This window comes from Amycolatopsis sp. DG1A-15b (genome assembly GCF_030285645.1).
Taxonomy (GTDB): domain Bacteria; phylum Actinomycetota; class Actinomycetes; order Mycobacteriales; family Pseudonocardiaceae; genus Amycolatopsis.
Genome location: NZ_CP127296.1, coordinates 4,290,671 through 4,305,993, shown reverse-complemented (window position 1 = coordinate 4,305,993; position 15,323 = coordinate 4,290,671). Strand labels below are relative to the sequence as shown.

The 15,323-nt window shown below is 66.9% G+C and carries 15 protein-coding genes; 9 read left to right on the top strand and 6 right to left on the bottom strand.

Translation table 11 applies throughout. From position 1 onward, the window contains the following. The first annotated feature begins 16 nt into the window (after window positions 1–16). From QRY02_RS19610 to QRY02_RS19590, 5 genes are all read left to right on the top strand, one after another. Window positions 17–1,255: a hypothetical protein gene (locus tag QRY02_RS19610; RefSeq protein WP_285992975.1), complete on the top strand. Its 1,239-nt coding sequence runs from the start codon at window positions 17–19 to the stop codon at window positions 1,253–1,255. Then, window positions 1,252–3,090: an AAA family ATPase gene (locus QRY02_RS19605; RefSeq protein ID WP_285992974.1), complete on the top strand. Its 1,839-nt coding sequence runs from the start codon at window positions 1,252–1,254 to the stop codon at window positions 3,088–3,090. The genes QRY02_RS19610 and QRY02_RS19605 overlap by 4 nt, the downstream gene beginning before the upstream one ends. Continuing rightward, a complete protein-coding gene (locus QRY02_RS19600) occupies window positions 3,090–3,734 on the top strand; it encodes a 4Fe-4S single cluster domain-containing protein (protein ID WP_285992973.1) in 645 nt (214 codons plus the stop codon). The genes QRY02_RS19605 and QRY02_RS19600 overlap by 1 nt, the downstream gene beginning before the upstream one ends. Then, on the top strand, window positions 3,722–4,276 hold the full coding sequence (locus QRY02_RS19595) for an FHA domain-containing protein (RefSeq protein ID WP_285992972.1): 555 nt from the start codon (window positions 3,722–3,724) through the stop codon (window positions 4,274–4,276). Before QRY02_RS19600 ends, QRY02_RS19595 begins: the two co-directional genes overlap by 13 nt. Before the next feature lie 62 nt (window positions 4,277–4,338). Next, complete coding sequence (locus QRY02_RS19590) at window positions 4,339–5,016, top strand: PP2C family protein-serine/threonine phosphatase (protein ID WP_285992971.1); 678 nt, start codon at window positions 4,339–4,341, stop codon at window positions 5,014–5,016. Window positions 5,017–5,197: 181 nt separating this feature from the next. Here QRY02_RS19590 and QRY02_RS48905 read toward each other — a convergent pair whose 3' ends face one another. The 4 genes from QRY02_RS48905 to QRY02_RS19575 form a co-directional block, all read right to left on the bottom strand. Continuing rightward, window positions 5,198–5,491, bottom strand: a complete 294-nt coding sequence (locus QRY02_RS48905) for an ImuA'/RecA-like NTPase (protein ID WP_502874262.1) — start codon at window positions 5,489–5,491, stop codon at window positions 5,198–5,200. Between the two features lie 341 nt (window positions 5,492–5,832). Beyond that, a complete protein-coding gene (locus QRY02_RS19585; protein WP_285992970.1) occupies window positions 5,833–6,201 on the bottom strand; it encodes a PIN domain-containing protein in 369 nt (122 codons plus the stop codon). Window positions 6,202–6,285: 84 nt separating this feature from the next. Further along, window positions 6,286–6,966 carry a hypothetical protein gene (locus QRY02_RS19580; RefSeq protein WP_285992969.1) on the bottom strand — a complete coding sequence of 227 codons (681 nt, stop codon included), beginning with the start codon at window positions 6,964–6,966 and terminating at the stop codon, window positions 6,286–6,288. Window positions 6,967–7,515: 549 nt separating this feature from the next. Next, window positions 7,516–8,316: a hypothetical protein gene (locus QRY02_RS19575; RefSeq protein WP_285992968.1), complete on the bottom strand. Its 801-nt coding sequence runs from the start codon at window positions 8,314–8,316 to the stop codon at window positions 7,516–7,518. 416 nt (window positions 8,317–8,732) lie between these two features. Here QRY02_RS19575 and QRY02_RS19570 point away from each other — a divergent pair, with 416 nt between their 5' ends. Then, complete coding sequence (locus tag QRY02_RS19570) at window positions 8,733–9,326, top strand: hypothetical protein (protein ID WP_285992967.1); 594 nt, start codon at window positions 8,733–8,735, stop codon at window positions 9,324–9,326. Continuing rightward, window positions 9,221–10,747: a ThiF family adenylyltransferase gene (locus tag QRY02_RS19565; RefSeq protein ID WP_285992966.1), complete on the top strand. Its 1,527-nt coding sequence runs from the start codon at window positions 9,221–9,223 to the stop codon at window positions 10,745–10,747. The genes QRY02_RS19570 and QRY02_RS19565 overlap by 106 nt, the downstream gene beginning before the upstream one ends. A gap of 353 nt (window positions 10,748–11,100) precedes the next feature. Here the strand turns inward: QRY02_RS19565 and QRY02_RS19555 are convergent, their stop codons facing one another. Continuing rightward, entirely contained in the window at window positions 11,101–12,654 is a 1,554-nt protein-coding gene (locus QRY02_RS19555; protein ID WP_285992965.1) for a PLL family lectin, read from the bottom strand. Between the two features lie 558 nt (window positions 12,655–13,212). On the opposite strand from QRY02_RS19555, the gene QRY02_RS19550 reads away from it, so the two are divergent. Then, entirely contained in the window at window positions 13,213–13,572 is a 360-nt protein-coding gene (locus tag QRY02_RS19550; protein ID WP_285992964.1) for a hypothetical protein, read from the top strand. Beyond that, the gene (locus QRY02_RS19545; RefSeq protein ID WP_285992963.1) at window positions 13,569–13,961 is read left to right on the top strand and encodes a hypothetical protein; all 393 of its coding nucleotides are present in this window, start codon (window positions 13,569–13,571) and stop codon (window positions 13,959–13,961) included. Before QRY02_RS19550 ends, QRY02_RS19545 begins: the two co-directional genes overlap by 4 nt. A 215-nt stretch (window positions 13,962–14,176) precedes the next feature. On the opposite strand, the gene QRY02_RS19540 is transcribed toward QRY02_RS19545, so the two are convergent. Beyond that, on the bottom strand, window positions 14,177–15,208 hold the full coding sequence (locus tag QRY02_RS19540; RefSeq protein WP_502874217.1) for a WD40 repeat domain-containing protein: 1,032 nt from the start codon (window positions 15,206–15,208) through the stop codon (window positions 14,177–14,179). Window positions 15,209–15,323 lie beyond the last annotated feature (115 nt).

Here is a 15,323-nt window from a genome sequence, read left to right as displayed (position 1 = left end):
CGAAAGGACTCTGTCGGTGAGCGGAATCACGGCGGCCACGTACGTCGTCGAAGACAGCCGGGAACGCGAGCGCCGGGAGCAGCGTGCCGCGTGGGCCGACTATGCGGTGCAGCGAGCCGAACTCACCGCGCTGCGCGCGGAGGCCGACGGTTACCGCAGCGTGCTCGGCAAGGCGGTCGCGAAAGTGCCGTCCGCAGGACGGTTGTCCCGCGGCGCGTCGGCCGCGGACATCCGGAGGGCCGGCGACGAGACACGGAGGATGGTCGCCGAACACCGCGAGCGGCTGCGCACGTCGGTCGTGGCAGCGGCGCGCGAGAAGGCGCTGCGATCAGCGCCCGCCGCGACTCCCGCCGCCGGCGAGGTCGGCGAGGTCCTCCGTCGTCCTGCCGGTCGGCGGGTCACCGCACGTTCCGTGGTGGACACCGCGGCCGAGCGCGTGGCAGCGGAGAAGTCCCGGGCGCTGCGCGAGACGCTCGCGGTACGCGCGGCCGCATTGTCGGCACGTCTGCCCTTGCAGGCGGCCGACGACGTCAGAGCTGCCTGTGCCCGAGCCGTCGAGGAGATCACGGCCGCGCCGTCCGAGGCCCGGGCCCGGTTGCTCCTGACCGACCTGGCGACGAAAGTTCGCAAGGAGGAGCAGCGAGAGGAGGAAGTCGTCCGTGCCGGTGCCACCCTGGCCGGGATGGCAGCGCGACTCGACGCGATCGAGACCGCGGAAGCCGGCGCGTTGCGGGCCCAGATCGACGCCATGATCCGGCAACGATCCAGGACGGTGCCCGCTGACCTGGTGGCGGGCGTGGACGCCGCTGTCGAGCAGGCCGACCGTGCGGTGAACCGGCGGATGGTGGCCGCCGCGATGCGGCTCAGCCTCGACGACCTCGGCTATGCGGTGACCGAGGGTTTCGAGACGGTACTCGCCGACCGGGGCGTCGCCTACGCGAGCCTGCCCAAGCGGCCCGGCTACGGCGTCAAGGTGCTGCTCGACGCCGGCCAGGACGTCGTCCGCACCCAGGTGGTGCGCTCGGACGAGGCGCACGAGGGCGGGAGAACGGCGGACGTCGCGGCGGAGAGCAGTTTCTGCGAGAGCTATCCGCTCCTGCTGCGGCGGATGCAGAGGAACGGTGTGGCCGCCGAGGCGATCGCCACCGTCCCACCGGGACGGAACCGTCTCGGCACGGTCGCGGCGATCGACCTGCCCGCCGCCGAGGCGTACCAGCAGCGTTCCGGTCACCAAGCCAAGGAGATGGGCCGGTGAACGCGCCGACCGCCGGCGAACGCCCGGCCTGGTTGCGTGAGGTGGACCTCGCGCTGTGCGCCCACCCGCAGATCGTGCTGACCGGCAACGTGCACGACCTGTACCGGCTGCCCGATCCCGAGCACGACGGCGCCGTGCGGTTCATGAACCTGCACGAGAGCATCTGGACCGTCGCCAAGGCCAGGGGGTACGGCGCAATACTGACGTACGCGACGGGTGCGGGGGTCGAGCTCTTCGCGCCGGGCGGTCAGCACCTTCCCCCCGAGATCGCCGCGGTGGCCAGGACGGCGGGGATCGAGCTGGGCCGGCCGATCCCGGTATCCATGCTGCGGGACGTCCTGAACGCCGTGGTCGACGTCCAGCGGCAGCGGTCCCAGGGGGCGCCGGTGGCCTTGGTGCTCGCCGACGCCGCCCGGTTGTTCCTCGGCGAGGTCCTCTCGCCGGACGAGCGCTTGCTGATGTCCACGGCCGACCGCCTCGCCTACGCCGCGACACCGGTCGGTTCGGTCTACAACACGGTGTTCTGGGTGCTCGACCGGAAGCACGACCTGCCGTCGTGGTTCGTGAGCGGGAACCACACGCTGCGGATCACCACCGTTCCGGAGCCCGACCTGGAGGTACGGCTGCGCACGGCGGGTGATCTGGTGCGAGCGCTGCCTGGTGCCCCGGCCGACGAAAGCGGCCGGCGCCAGCTGGCCAAGCGTTTCGCCGAGGCCAGTCACGGGATGCGGTTGCGCAGCATGCGTGATGTGGTGCGGCTGGCCACGGCGTCCGGCATCGCTGGGGAACGGGTGGAGGACGCGATCCGCGCCTACCGCGTGGGTGTGCCGGACAACCCGTGGCAGGGCGACGCGCTGAGGGAGCGCCTGCTGCGGGCCGAGGACGAGCTCGGCTCACGGGTGCTCGGCCAGCCCGACGCCGTCCGGCGGGTGCTCGACATCCTGGCTCGATCGGTCACCGGACTCGCGGGCGCCCACACAGGGAGCCGCAAAGGGCCGCGCGGCACCCTGTTCTTCGCCGGGCCGACCGGCGTCGGCAAGACGGAACTGGCCAAGGCACTCGCCGAGTTGCTCTTCGGCGACGAGCACGCCTACCTGCGGTTCGACATGAGCGAGTTCGCGGCCGAGCACACCGAAGCGCGGCTAATCGGCGCCCCGCCGGGGTTCGTCGGGCACGATGCCGGCGGCGAGCTCACCAACGGCATCCGCCAGCAGCCGTTCCGCGTCGTGTTGTTCGACGAGATCGAGAAGGCGCACCCCCGGCTGCTAGACAAGTTCCTGCAGATCCTGGACGACGGCAGGCTGACCGACGGGCAGGGCGGCACGGTGTACTTCACCGAGGCGCTCATCGTGTTCACCACGAACCTCGGCATCATCGTGCCCGACGACGAAGGCAAGCCGGTCGAGAACGTGACCGCGGACGCGGACCTGCCGGAGATCGACGAGCGCGTGCGTGGGCACATCGAGCTGTTCTTCCGGCACGGGCTCCGCCGCCCCGAGCTGTTCAACCGGTTGCAGCAGAACATCGTGGTGTTCGACTTCGTGCGCGAGGACGTCGCCGAAGAGATCGCGAAACGAACCGCGGAGCGGGTCGTCGACGCGGTCGGCCGGCTGTTCTCGGTGACGTTGACCTTCACCGACGACGCCCGTGAGCAGCTGCTTCACCACGCCACCGACGACTTGTCCAACGGCGGCCGCGGAGTGGTGTCCGCGATCGAGAACTACCTCGTGAACCCCCTGGCCCGCCGGGTGTTCCAGAACCCGCCGACCGCGGGGGACGTCATCGAGGTCAAGGGGTTCGAGCAGGCGGGCCAGAACTGGGAACTGGTGGTGTGATGAAGGTGCGGATCGCTCGTCTCCACCACCCGGTGACCGCCCTGGGACCGGGCCGGCGGATCGGCATCTGGACCCAGGGGTGTGCCATCGCGTGTCCCGGCTGCGCCTCCCGCGACACCTGGGTGGCCGATGACCGGCACGTGGTCGACGTCTCGACCGTGCTGGAGTGGTGCGCGGGTCCCGATCCCTCCACTGTGGACGGTGTGACGATCAGCGGTGGCGAGCCGTCGGAGCAGCCGGAGGCGCTGACCGAACTGGTCACCGGGCTCGACGAGTTCCGGCGCCGGTACGGGTGGGACGTGCTCTGCTTCACCGGCGTCGAGTACGAGGACTTCGTCGCGCGCTGTCCGCGCGTGCCGGCTCTGATCGACGCGCTCGTCACCGGGCCGTACCGGGCCGGAGAGCCCACCGACCTCGTCTGGCGCGGTTCGGCGAACCAGCGGCTCGTCCCGATCGGGGAGCGCGGGCGTGAACGCTACGGCCGGTGGGTGGACGCCCGGCCGGAGCGGCCTCCGCTGCAGGTGCAGGTCGACGAGGGCCGCGTGTGGCTGGTCGGTGTGCCGCGGAGCGGTGACCTCGGCCGGCTGCAACGACGGCTGCGGGAGCGCGGGATCGAACTGGAGGATGTGTCGTGGCGGCCCTGAAGTGCCCGGTGCACGGTCCACAAAAATGGACCGGCGAGGCCCTGTGCCCGGCCTGCATGGAGTTCCTGGTGCCGGACGTCGAGCCGATGACGGCCGAACCACCGGGCGACGAGGAAGGGGTGTGCGCCGAGCCGAGCTGCGGCATGCCGCTGTCCGAAGGGCGGTGCCCGGTGCATTCGCTCGGGGCAGTGGCAGAACCGCACGTGACGAGGCGGGACAGGGACCCGGGGCAACCGGCCCGCGTGCTCTTCCCCTGGGGACCGGTCGAGATAGACCGCGACGAAGTCTGGATCGGCCGTTCTCCCGAGTGTGGCGCGATCGCGGCGCAGCTCGACCGGTATGACAACGTGGGGCGCCTGCACGCGGTGTTCCTCCGCGGGGAGGACGGGATCTCGGTGCGCGACCAGTCGTCCATGAACGGCACCTACGTCAACGAGCGCCGGCTCGAGCCGGGTTCCTCCCGACGGCTCCGCCATGGGGACGTCGTCCGTTTCGCTGCTGACCTGCGCGCCACCGTCCAGCTGCCCGGGCACTCGCGGTGAGCTGGATCCGGGTGGTGGCGACCACGGGGCGGGGACGGGTGCGGCCAGGCAACGAGGACACCGTGCTCGTGTTCGGGTGGCTCAGTCAGGCGCTCCGTCCGCAGCTGGTCGAGCTCCGTGCCCCCACGACCTCGCTACCCCTGGTGTGCGCCGTCGCAGACGGCATGGGGGGACACGCCGCCGGCGAGGTGGCCAGCACACTCGCCCTCACCTACACGGCCCAGGACTACCACGAATGGACGACGGCCGATGCGGTTCGTGCCGGATTGCTGGCGATCAACGAGAGGGTTTACGCGCGTGGCGCTGCCGATGCGTGGACGACCGGGATGGGTACCACCATCGCTGGCCTCATTTTCCAGGCACGACGAGGAATCTGCTTCAACATCGGGGACAGCCGCGTGCACCGGATCTCCGACGGGTACGTCGAGCAGATCAGCGTCGACCACGTGGCGACCGAGCCGGACGGAGCGCCGACGTCGCGGCTCACCCAGTCACTCGGCGAACCTCCGGACCGGCGGCTCGAACCACACGTGATCGAGTTCCCGCTTACCGGGGAACAATCTCGGTTCCTGATCTGCACCGACGGCGTGACCTCGATGCTCCGCGCAGCCGACTTCAGGGGGTTGTGCCGCCGAACCGAGCTCGACGACCTCGTCATGGGGCTGCGCGACGCGGTGTACGAAGTCGGCGCTGACGACAACCTGTCGCTGATCGCAGTCGATGTGCCGGGTGCCGACTGATCCGACCGGCGGCCGACCAGACTGGACGGTGGACCGTGGCATCGCCACGGGGGTCCTTCAGGACAACCTCGCCGAAGGTCAGCCGAACGACTGGCGATGTCGTGCGGCTCGCTGCATCCGCCGCGTCTGTGGGCGCGGGTGCTGTCGATCCTGCCCTTCGCCTACGCCGGCACCGCCAAGATCACCGCGGACTTGCTGGACGCGCAGCTCCTGCGGGCTGCACTCCGCTGGGTGAGACGGGGCCGAGCAAGCCGTCGATCAGCGCCGAGAGGACGGCGACGAGTTCGGGGATCAGCGCGAGTCGGTCGAGGTCAACCCCGAGTTCCGCCGCGGCGGCAACACCGGGGTCGGGCATGCCGGTGATCGTGGCCCACGAACCGGCTTGGGTCGCCTCGGCGAGCAGCGCGAGGACCAGCGCCCGCCGACCCGGTGCGCTGCTCCTGGCGAGCCGGACGGCACAGCCGGTCGTCGTCAGCAGCCACGGCCGCGGCGGCTTCGCCGCCGAGCTGAGTGCGCCGGTGTCGCCGCTTCACCCCAATCAGCGGCTGCGCCGCGGGAACGCCGGTCTGCCCGAGCGGAAGCGTGGAGCGTCGACGCGCAATGGCGCGGACAAGGTGACCCTGCGCTACCATGGGCGCATGATCTCCCCAAACACGGGAGATATCCCACGTGTGGGGGTTCAAGTCCCCCTTTGAACACGTAAACGTGGGAAATCTCCCGCGTCGCGGTTGGGGCTTCTGGACGTCAGTCAAGCTGCAGGTCCGTGCCAAATTTCAGGGTGGGGTTATAGATCAACTCGGTCCACGTAGACTGCCGTTAACTCGTGGGCGGCGTGCAAGCCGAGGCAGACGTGTCTTGGGTCCTCGGCGCGTCATCATCGTCGAGCGGTAGTCGGTAGGTGTCGGGCAGTGTTCGGACAGTGAGGTTCCGGGCCCGGCCACGGACGCGCATGCCGCGATCAGCGGTGACAATCGTAACCGGCTGATTGATCACTTGGCCGAGGAACTGGGCACGATCGAGGATCTCGCTGTCGCTGTTCGTCCGACGCTGATGCTCATCGTCTTCACCTAGGATCTCAAGAGTGATCTGTCCGGCCGGATCGACCACCGTGATCCCGTTGGCATCGATCGAGTCGAGGGCTTCGTCGACCGGGCACGTGAGCTCGCGGCCCGGTACGGCGACCACTTCTAGCCGTCGATTTCACTCGTGGAGAAGGCCGCCAAGAGCGAGATCTACGAATAAGCAGTGACGCTGGTCAGGGCCACCTTGTCAAGGAGCGCTCCAGATTTTCAACGGGCCAATGCCCGACGAGGTTGTGTTGCCTGCGACGAGAAGGATGGTGTCGTTGGCGAACGCGCTGAGGTTGGCCACGTCGCCGAAGCCGTTCTGTTTGACTGGAACTCGTTCCCAGCGTGCTGCATCGCGGGATAGCCACACGCCGCCGCCGTTGCCGGAAGACCCGGTCGCTACGAACGAGTCTTGCCACGCGGTGACCTGGCGAATCTGCTGCTCGCTGGGCTTGCCGACGTTGACGTCGGGCAGAGATCCGACCGTTACATCGTGGGAGGCGATCCAGTCGTGGTCTCTTACTGTCCGGCGCCAGGCCGTCGGCCTGAGCTCGTCGTCGGAAGGCGGATCAGTGAACCGGACGGTGAGGTCGGCCTTCTGTGCGAGGCACGCCAATCTACCGCGCAGGGAGCCGGGATCGTCGGCGGTCCATTCGGCTCCGTCCACTGACGAGAACGCGATGGTGCTGGTGGGTGAGCTCTTGTTGACGCCGAAGATCGTGAATCTGTCGGCAGTGGCGGCGACGTCCGGTAGGTACGCGGAGTACAGGCCGGAGGCCTGGATCGTGTTGGGCCCGGAAAAGGTCTTCCCGTCGGCCGAGTGCCATACGCGCAGCCCGTCGTGGGCACGGTTGTCGATAACGTCAGTGTCCAGGAACGACATAGGGCGGTCGAAACCGACGACAACTACCCCATGCGGCCCGGCCGCCACCGCCGAGAGCGCTTCGCCTGGCTCACTCCCGGTGAGAGGGATCTTGTTCCAGGAAGTACCGTCCTCGGATCGCCAGACTGCCGCTCCGCTCGTGCTAGCGCCCACCACATAGACGGTGTTTCCGTATCCCGAAACGGGTGTCCGATGACCGACTTTGTCAATCCCGTTCAATGTCGCAGGCATCCATTTACGGCCATCGGGAGAGGTATAGACGTCCGAGACGAGTACGTTCGTCTGACCTCGGACGTTAGGAGGGGGCCGGAAATCGGTGCCGTCCCGCGAGGACGAATCCTCTGTCCCATCCGGCGCCGCCCTGCAGTTCGGTCAGGCGGTCCGGTGGAATCCCCGTGGACGTAAGGGGCGTCCAGCGGGACACCGCTGCTGCCGTGGTGCTGGTCGGGGGTATTGCAGGTGCCGTGTTCGCCAGAGGCGATGCAGTCTCGACAGTTCCGCAGGCTGCGGCGACCAAGGCGATCGCCAGAACGGTCATCGGCAGATGGATCAGGCGCATGACATGTCCCCGCTTCGTATATCGCCGGTCGGTTCAGCCCAGACGACGGAATCCGAGAGGTATTTTGTGCACCAAGTTTTCGCCGCTGTTGCCGCAGTGGTCCGGAATGGCTTCCCGTTGTCGTCGATTCGGAGGTTACCCTGCTGGCTGCCGGAGCTCCACTTCACGTGGAGGTACCACTCCACGTCCCCGCTCGTCGCGGTAGGGATGACGACAACCTTCTCGACGTCGCTCTTGCCTACTTTGAAGCTGAACTCCTGGGCGGGGATCGTCTCGCCGCTCTGCTCGCCGGGCATTGGGACGACTTGGGGTCGGGGGGAGTCGAGGTCGGTGGCGTAGAAGTGCGGGGTGACGTTGCTGCCGCATTGACCTGGCAGGTAGATCCCGCGCATCGGCGAGGACCGGCGGACGACCTCGACCGAAATCGACTGCAGCACGGCTGCTTCGTCGCTTACGCCCTGGAATGTGACCTCGACCCGCCCGCCAGAGCTGAGTACGGCACCAGCCGGCTGGCCGCCGTCCGGCACCGGGATCGACGACTGGCCCTGGTCGGGTACCACCCACCCTGACTTGCACTGGTCCGTCCGCATCGACACGGCCCAAGCGGGCGCACCTGCTCCGCCGCCATCGGGTGGCGACTCTGCTGATGCCAGCTCGGGCCTCGGCAGCAGCCACGCTCCCGTCGCCAGCCCGGCGAGTGTGGCCACGATGACCAGCACACCGACCGTGATGCCGGCGGTGCCGGAGTGCGACTTGACCGTGATCCTGTCGCTAGCGCCGCCGACGTTCACCTGAACGCCCTGCCTGCCGTAGTTGGCCTGACTCGCAGTCTCCGCAGTGGCCCGGCTTTGCCCGCCTGCAGGTCGCCGCGACCTCGAACGCTTCTCCAGTTCGAGACCGACTGCTGCGCCTGCGATGACCAAGACGGCGACCGCGCCCCAGGCCCAGAAGCTGCTCTTGAGGTCGGTCGCGACGTTGATGGCGATACCGAGTGCAGCTGTAGCGGCGCTTCCCAGGAGGGCTTTGGTCCATCCTGCTCGCTGGCTGTCGATGGCGGTCTCCTCAGCGCCGGGGATGTGCGTCTGCTGAGTCGTAGCGCGGACGCAAATAGTTACGGGCTCCGGGAAAACCCATGCCCACGAAGGTGTCGAATGGGACTGGACCCGCAGGCGATCGAGATACCGGCCTCGGGCACTGCAGGTGCGCCATGACCGTCGAGATCCGCGTCCCCGGAGCTCTGTGGCAATCCGTGCTCGACTTGTTCGCGCCGCACGACCCGAGCGTCGAGCGCGTCGCGTACCTCGACGGGTTCCGCGTCGACGAGACCGGGTACCCCGGCAGGTCGCCGGACGGCCGGGTGTACGTCGCGGTGACCGTGGTGGTACCCGACGCCGTTCTCCGGCCCCGGAACTACCTCGTGCCGGCCGAGGCGGTCCGTGCCGCCGGGCGGATGACCCGCGTTGCGCAAGTCCACTCGCACGGCGACGACTTCGTCGACCATTCCCCGACCGACGACGAGCGTGCCTACAGCCAGCGGACCGGTGCCGTGTCCGTCGTGGTCCCGTTCCACGGCCGCACCCGGCCCGGCCTGGCCGAGTGCGGCGTTCACGTCCGGGCGGAAGCCGGCTGGCGGCGGGTCCGGCCCGAGTCTGTCATCAGGATCATCCCCTCGATCCTCGACCTCAGGAGCACGAAATGGGTGCCGACGCCGGAAGCCGCGCCGAGTGGCGGCATCTTCTCCCGATTCCCGGCCTGGACGAGGACCGCGTGGACGCGTCGAGTCCGCTCAAGGTCGTCGTAGCCGTCGGTCCAGGCCTCGCCGACCGACAGGCCGTCCAGCACCTGACCTGGCTGCTGGTCACCCTGCTCACGCGGTCCACCAAGTGGGTCGTCGCGGCCGTCGGCATCAGCTCGGACGACGCAGCGCTCCGCGATGGCGTCGACCCCGCACACCCGGATGGCGGTCTATCCCTCCTCGACGCGCTCAAGGCCACCGCGGATGCGTTCGGGCCCGAGGCCGCCCCGGTCGTTGACGCGGACGAGCTTCCGGGCGCCGACCTCGTCCTGCAGATCGGCGGTCCGGTGGGCCGTGCCTGGCCCGATGCCGAGGTCCTGCACGTGTCCGCGGCCGGCTGGACCGGCGCGGTGACGCCGGCCGCTGCCGGGGTGCCGCCGCTCGGCATTCTCGGTGAGAACCCCTTCGGGCCGTACGTCGCCGCTTGCCTCGCGGCCTGCCAGGTGTACCTGCAGGCCCGCGTTCGTGATCACCGCATCCAGGCTGTCGTGCTGAACGCGTGGACGCTCACCGAGTCCACCGCCGACCCCGGCGAGCCGGCGGCGGAGCTGGACCACGTGCTCGTGGGCGTCGGGGCGGTCGGGACCGCGCTCCTGTTCACGCTGTGGGCCTACCGGGAGGTGTCCGGCACGATCCGCGCAGCCGACGCCGACCTCAAGGGCATCGACGACACGAACCTGAGCAGGTGCGTTCCGTTCCGCTGGACCGATCTCCACCGCCCGAAGGCGGTCGTTGCGGCAGACCGGCTGAGCGGGCGGCACGGCCTGGTCATCGAAGGCATCTTCGGAACCGCCGAGCACCTGGTCGGGCCTCGGAGCCACCTCATCAGCGCCGTCGACACTCCCGACTCCCGGCAGGCGCTGCAGGACAAGTACCCCGCGTCCGCGGTCCAGGCGACCACGTCCGGGCTGAGGCTCGAGATGCTGAGGGTCGACCCGACGGCCGGTACCGCGTGCCTGCGGTGCTTCAACCCGCCGCGCAAGGTGACCCCGGACAGCGAGGTCCGGGCCCGGATCGCGAACATGGACGAGATCGACGTCGCCGCGCACGCCGCGGCCGTCGGCACCGACCCGGAACAGGTGCGGGAGTGGGGTCGTACCGGCGGCTGCGGCCGGATCGGTGATGCGCTCCTCGACCGCCTGCGTCCCTCCGACGGCCGAGACGCACAGTTCTCCGTCGGCTTCATGTCGGTCCTCGCCGGAGTGCTGCTGGCCGGGCAAGTGCTCAAAGACGCGGTAGCACGTGCCGGCGACCCGAAGCGCACGGCAGCGAGCGTTTCGCTGGCCGGCGAGAACGCCCGGTTCGTGACGAACTTGCTCGCCCCCGCGAACGCGCTCGCCGGGGTCCGGCGTTACAGCCGGGACGGCGAATGCCCAGCCTGTCAAGGAATCCGCGCAGAAGTGTGGGCGAATCGCTGGACGGGCTGACGCAGGCTCTGAACGGGGGAGGTGCATCCCGCGCGGCAGACCGTCGGTGCAGTGTCCCTGGACGGGCGGTCAACGACGGTGTCGTTGACGCGGGACGTGTCGGCCTCGACGGCGCGCTGCGGTCGCGGCCGGGCCTGCCGTTCGCTTGCAAGGGCGCGATTTGCGGGACGCGCCGGGCGGAGGTAACTGATGGAAGGTTTACGTTCGGCGGAGCTTTGCGCTGGAGCGGTCTGAGGTAGATGCCGGGTTTGTGCTGGCCTGCCAGTCACTCGGCTTCCGGCCTCGGGTCGAGTGCCGCCCGTTGCGGCCGATCTGCGCCCGTAGCTGGCGGTATCGTCGATGCATTCTTGCTGTCAACTGAACAGGCTGTCCAGACTATTGATCGAGGATCCCAGGTTGGCCATCGTGTAGCTAGTCAAGGTATTCCCACCGCCCCAGTATGTCTCGCGGAGATCGCCCGTCGTGCCGCCGGTGTACACGTGGAATACGCCATCTGGTGATCGCTCAAAAGCGATGGCGGAGACGGCGGTACCGACGTTGACGACCTGTGACGTGGTCAGAGCGTGACCGCCGCCGACGTACGTTTCCCATACGCCTCCGGTTGCCGCTCCGGTGAAGATGTGCATCGTCGTGTCGGGAGTGATACGTGATACAAGTGACTTGACTGCCGAGCCGATGTTGCCCATGACGTAATTGGTCAAGGTGTTTCCGCCACCCCAGTACATCTCGCGAACATTGCCGTAGGTATCGCCACTGAAAATGTGGTAGACCCCGTTGCTTGTTACTTCGAAGGACACGGTCGTGATGGGGCTGCCGATGCTCGTCATCTGATAATTGGTCAGGTTGTTGCCGCCGCCGACGTAAGTTTCCCAGATTGCACCTGCCGCAGTGCCGGTGAAGACGTGCATGGTGCCGTCCGGCGTGACTGTGGCGGTGAGCGCGTTGATGGCTGATCCGACGTTTCCCATCACGTAGGTTGTTAGAGCATTGCCGCCGCCGTAGTAGGTTTCGCGGACATTGCCGTTCGCGTCGCCTGTGAAGATGTGCAGGACGCCGTTGCCGGTGTACACCGCTGACATGGCCGTGGGGATGGTGCCGATGTTGCCCACGGTTGCCGTTGTCAACGAGTTCCCTCCGCCCCAGTAGGTTTCGCGCAGTGTTCCATCGGTAGCAGCGCTGAAGAGGTGGCGGACGCCGTTGGGAGTGACCATCTGCTTGACGCCCACAACGCTGACGCCCGCGTTGGCGAGTGAGTAGGTGGTCAACGTGTTGCCGCCGCCGACGTACGTTTCGGTCAGGTTCCCGGATCCCGTGCCAGCGTACGCGTGTTGGATGTTCTGCCAAACCGGGCCGCTCGGACCGCCGCCAGTGCTGACCGTGCCCATTCGGTATGCCCTGGTGGTGTTGTCAAGCGTGAATGTCCGGTGGTAGTGCATCACTACTTCGTAGTTTGAGGCTGGATCATGGTTGGAGTCGACAACGTCCCAGGTGTTCCCGCTCACTGGACCGACGATGATGAAGGTATGCGAACCCTGTCCTACCTGAACGATGTCACCTTTGGCGAGCTGCGATTGATCGCTGATGCGAATGCCACCAGCGTTCAGAAACGGCTGGTAGTAGTCACTGCCGCCCAGGTTTTGCGTATGGCCGCTGACCATCCAGACGATGCAGTTGACGAATGCTCGGCACTGTCCGCCTGAGTCGCCGGGCTTCTGTGCATCGTTGCAGGCGTTGCCGCCCCATTGGTTGACGTAGGTCAGTGCCGTGTCGGCGATGGCGGCGTTGTTGTAGTTGCCGACCGCAAGGGCGGAAGTAGTTGTCGCAGTGACGCCGCCGAGTAGCAGTCCGAAGAGCATCAAAACTGACAGCCACCGCCGTCGCTGCTTGGTCCTCGTTCTGAACGTCATCTGCGCTCCAAAGTGTGCTAGGTATGGCGAGCATCAGGTGAGCGCGAACGCCGTAGTTGCCCGCTATGCAAGGAGGTCGCGACTGCTTCTCGCCGTGTTACGCCGCTCAAGATCACTCAGGTCACCATGGCACAGATGAGGTGATTACTCGGCCTGGTCACACCACAGGCCGTTGCTTCGTCCCAAACCCGCCGCAAAGTCGGTCTGTCAGCATGCTGCTTTGCGTTGCCGTGAGGTGGCGGATCCTGTTGCTGCCTGCTGCTGCTCACTCGGTCGAACTCGCGGAATTCGCTGGAGCGGGAGTCTCCGAGTGTGGCTAACCGCTACGAACCGTAGAGCGCTCGTGAGATGATCGCGAGGGAGCGATGGTGACACCTCGACAGATGGCCTGTCTGGTGCTGGCTGGCTCGGCGGTCGTGGCTCTGGCGAGCGCTTGTGTAACCTCTCGTCGCGGAACGCGGTATCGCGATGGGTCACGGCTGGCCGACATAATCACTGTTATCGGCGCTCCGGTCGTGTCGACGTGCCTGTGTAACGGCGCGACCTGCCTGGCCGACTATGAACTGGTCAAGCATCGCCGAGCCTGGAGACTTCGTGGTAGACGACGGGGCTGTTGACGCATCAGAGATCGCCTCAACGCCAAAACGTAGCGATATGTCGTCCCTCTGGGTGCGACTCAAGACGTTCCTGGCAATACTGATCGGATTGGTTATCGACTCAGTCTTTTTCGCGGCGTGGATAGGGCTTCATAGTGCGGCGGAAGCGCTATATGAGCAATTGGGGCACCTGGAGGGATTCGAGCTGGCCTGTGCAAACGTTATCAGATATTCATTCGAGGGGGCAGCTCTTGTCCTCGTTTTAAGCTACGTGGCCAGCGAACTATATGGATGGATTCGCCGGATCTGGGAGGAAAAATGACGTGGTTCCCCAGGTTGTTGCGCGTAGCTTTTACGGCCCCGCGACTCGAGCTTCCTGCGGCCAGCCTGTGGATTTATGCTGCAAGATTCTCGCTGCTCGGACTACTGGTTGTCGTTTTTTCGCTGATTGGATGCATGGCCTATGTTGCCATCATTCTTCCGGTATCGGTGTTGTTCATTGCTGGAGGTTTATTGCTGCTCGCATTAATGATTTGGCTCCTTCTGATCTATCTCGTACTCCGCGCCGCCGATGGCGGGGAGAGTCTAGCCCATCTTATCGTCGAGATTTCCAGGCGTGCAATCCTTGTGCATTCAGGGCGGCCGGGGCGTGGGGAAATTTCTCAGAACGCAGAGCCGGTGTCAAGCGACGATGAAGAATCCAGGGGTTGACCTTCATACATAATGACTCTTATGCGTGAAATTGGCTCAGTGTCTTCTGGTGAGGACACTGTCTCGCCGCGAGTTGCGCTGATCCGCACGAACGTGTGGGAGCAGTAAACGCTGGGCGTCCCGTTTCGGCATGTCGACATCAAACTGGCGGCGTCGCGGTCGCACCAGGACTTGTCGTCGCCGAGTAGAGGCGGTCGGCCACTCCGCTGGGCGGCTCAGTATCTGGCGATGCGATCGAACACGATGAGGTCCCAGCCAACCGCGATCATGAGCTCGCCGCCAGGCCCGATCGCTACGGCGCCGATGCTGCGAAAGTCGAAGACGGCGAGGACCTCGCCGGTAGTGAGGTCCCACATCCGTGCGGTGGCGCCGCGGTCGACGGTAGCGGCGACGGGACGGCCGTCGAGGTTGCCGCAAGTCGCCACGTTCACTGACGTGGTGTGGCCGGTGAAGGTGATGAACTCTTGGCCGGTGGCGAGATCCCATACCCGTACGGCGGCGCCGTAGTCGGTGGTGACGGCGACGGGGCGGCCCTTGAGACTGCTGCAGGCAAATCCTTTCGCCGGGCTGGTGTGGCCGGTGAAGGTGGTCAGCTCGTCGCCGGTCGCGAGGTCCCAGACCCGTGCGGTCCCGTCGCCGCCGGTGGTAACGGCTACCGGACGGCCGTCGAGCACACTGAAAGTTCCGGCTGCAATGTCTGCAGAGTGACCCGAACCTGTGGATGACTGATTCGTTTCGGTCAGAAACCGCCAGACTCGTGCGGTGTCGTCGTCGCCGGCAGTGACGACGACGGGGCGGCCGTCGATGCTGCTGCAGGCGACCGCCCGTACCCAGTCGGTGTGGCTGGTGAAGGTGGTGAGTTCTTGGCCGGTGGCGAGGTCCCAGACTCGTGCGGTGTTGTCGTCGCCGGCGGTGACGGCGACGGGGCGGCCAGCGAGATTGCTGCATGCCACCGCCTGCACCCAGTTGGTGTGTTCGATGAAAGTTGTGTGGAGGGCGTGATTCGCTTGTTGTCCGGTCGCCTCAGTGCCGGCCTTGGCCAGCAGCCGTTCGTGCCGGGTCACCTCGGTCCGGCCGTCGAACACGATCGGTTCGGAAGCATGCAGCAACACACGGGCCCGGCGCCCGATGAGTCGGACCGGCACCGAGTAGCAGTTGGTGCGGATGCTGATCTGGCTGAACCAGTCGACCCGCGGGGTGAACCAGCGACCGGTCTCGAACGGCTCGTCCGGCAGCGGCCGCTGCACCGGCGCCTCGAACCGCTGTCGCTCTTGGTCGGCCGCGGCGGTGATGCGCTGTCGTCACGCTTGGACCTCGGCGCTGGATTCTCGGATCGCTGACCTGGAGCAGGTACCCAGTACG

Excerpts from the sequence above, each read along its gene's own strand:
- QRY02_RS19600 (WP_285992973.1), top strand. The coding sequence starts at position 3,090 with ATGAAGGTGCGGATCGCTCGTCTCCACCACCCGGTGACCGCCCTGGGA.
- QRY02_RS19580 (WP_285992969.1), bottom strand. The coding sequence starts at position 6,966 with ATGTCGTTCCTGGACACTGACGTTATCGACAACCGTGCCCACGACGGG.
- QRY02_RS19570 (WP_285992967.1), top strand. The coding sequence starts at position 8,733 with ATGACCGTCGAGATCCGCGTCCCCGGAGCTCTGTGGCAATCCGTGCTC.
- QRY02_RS19565 (WP_285992966.1), top strand. The coding sequence starts at position 9,221 with ATGGGTGCCGACGCCGGAAGCCGCGCCGAGTGGCGGCATCTTCTCCCG.
- QRY02_RS19555 (WP_285992965.1), bottom strand. The coding sequence starts at position 12,654 with ATGACGTTCAGAACGAGGACCAAGCAGCGACGGCGGTGGCTGTCAGTT.
- QRY02_RS19550 (WP_285992964.1), top strand. The coding sequence starts at position 13,213 with ATGAACTGGTCAAGCATCGCCGAGCCTGGAGACTTCGTGGTAGACGAC.
- QRY02_RS19545 (WP_285992963.1), top strand. The coding sequence starts at position 13,569 with ATGACGTGGTTCCCCAGGTTGTTGCGCGTAGCTTTTACGGCCCCGCGA.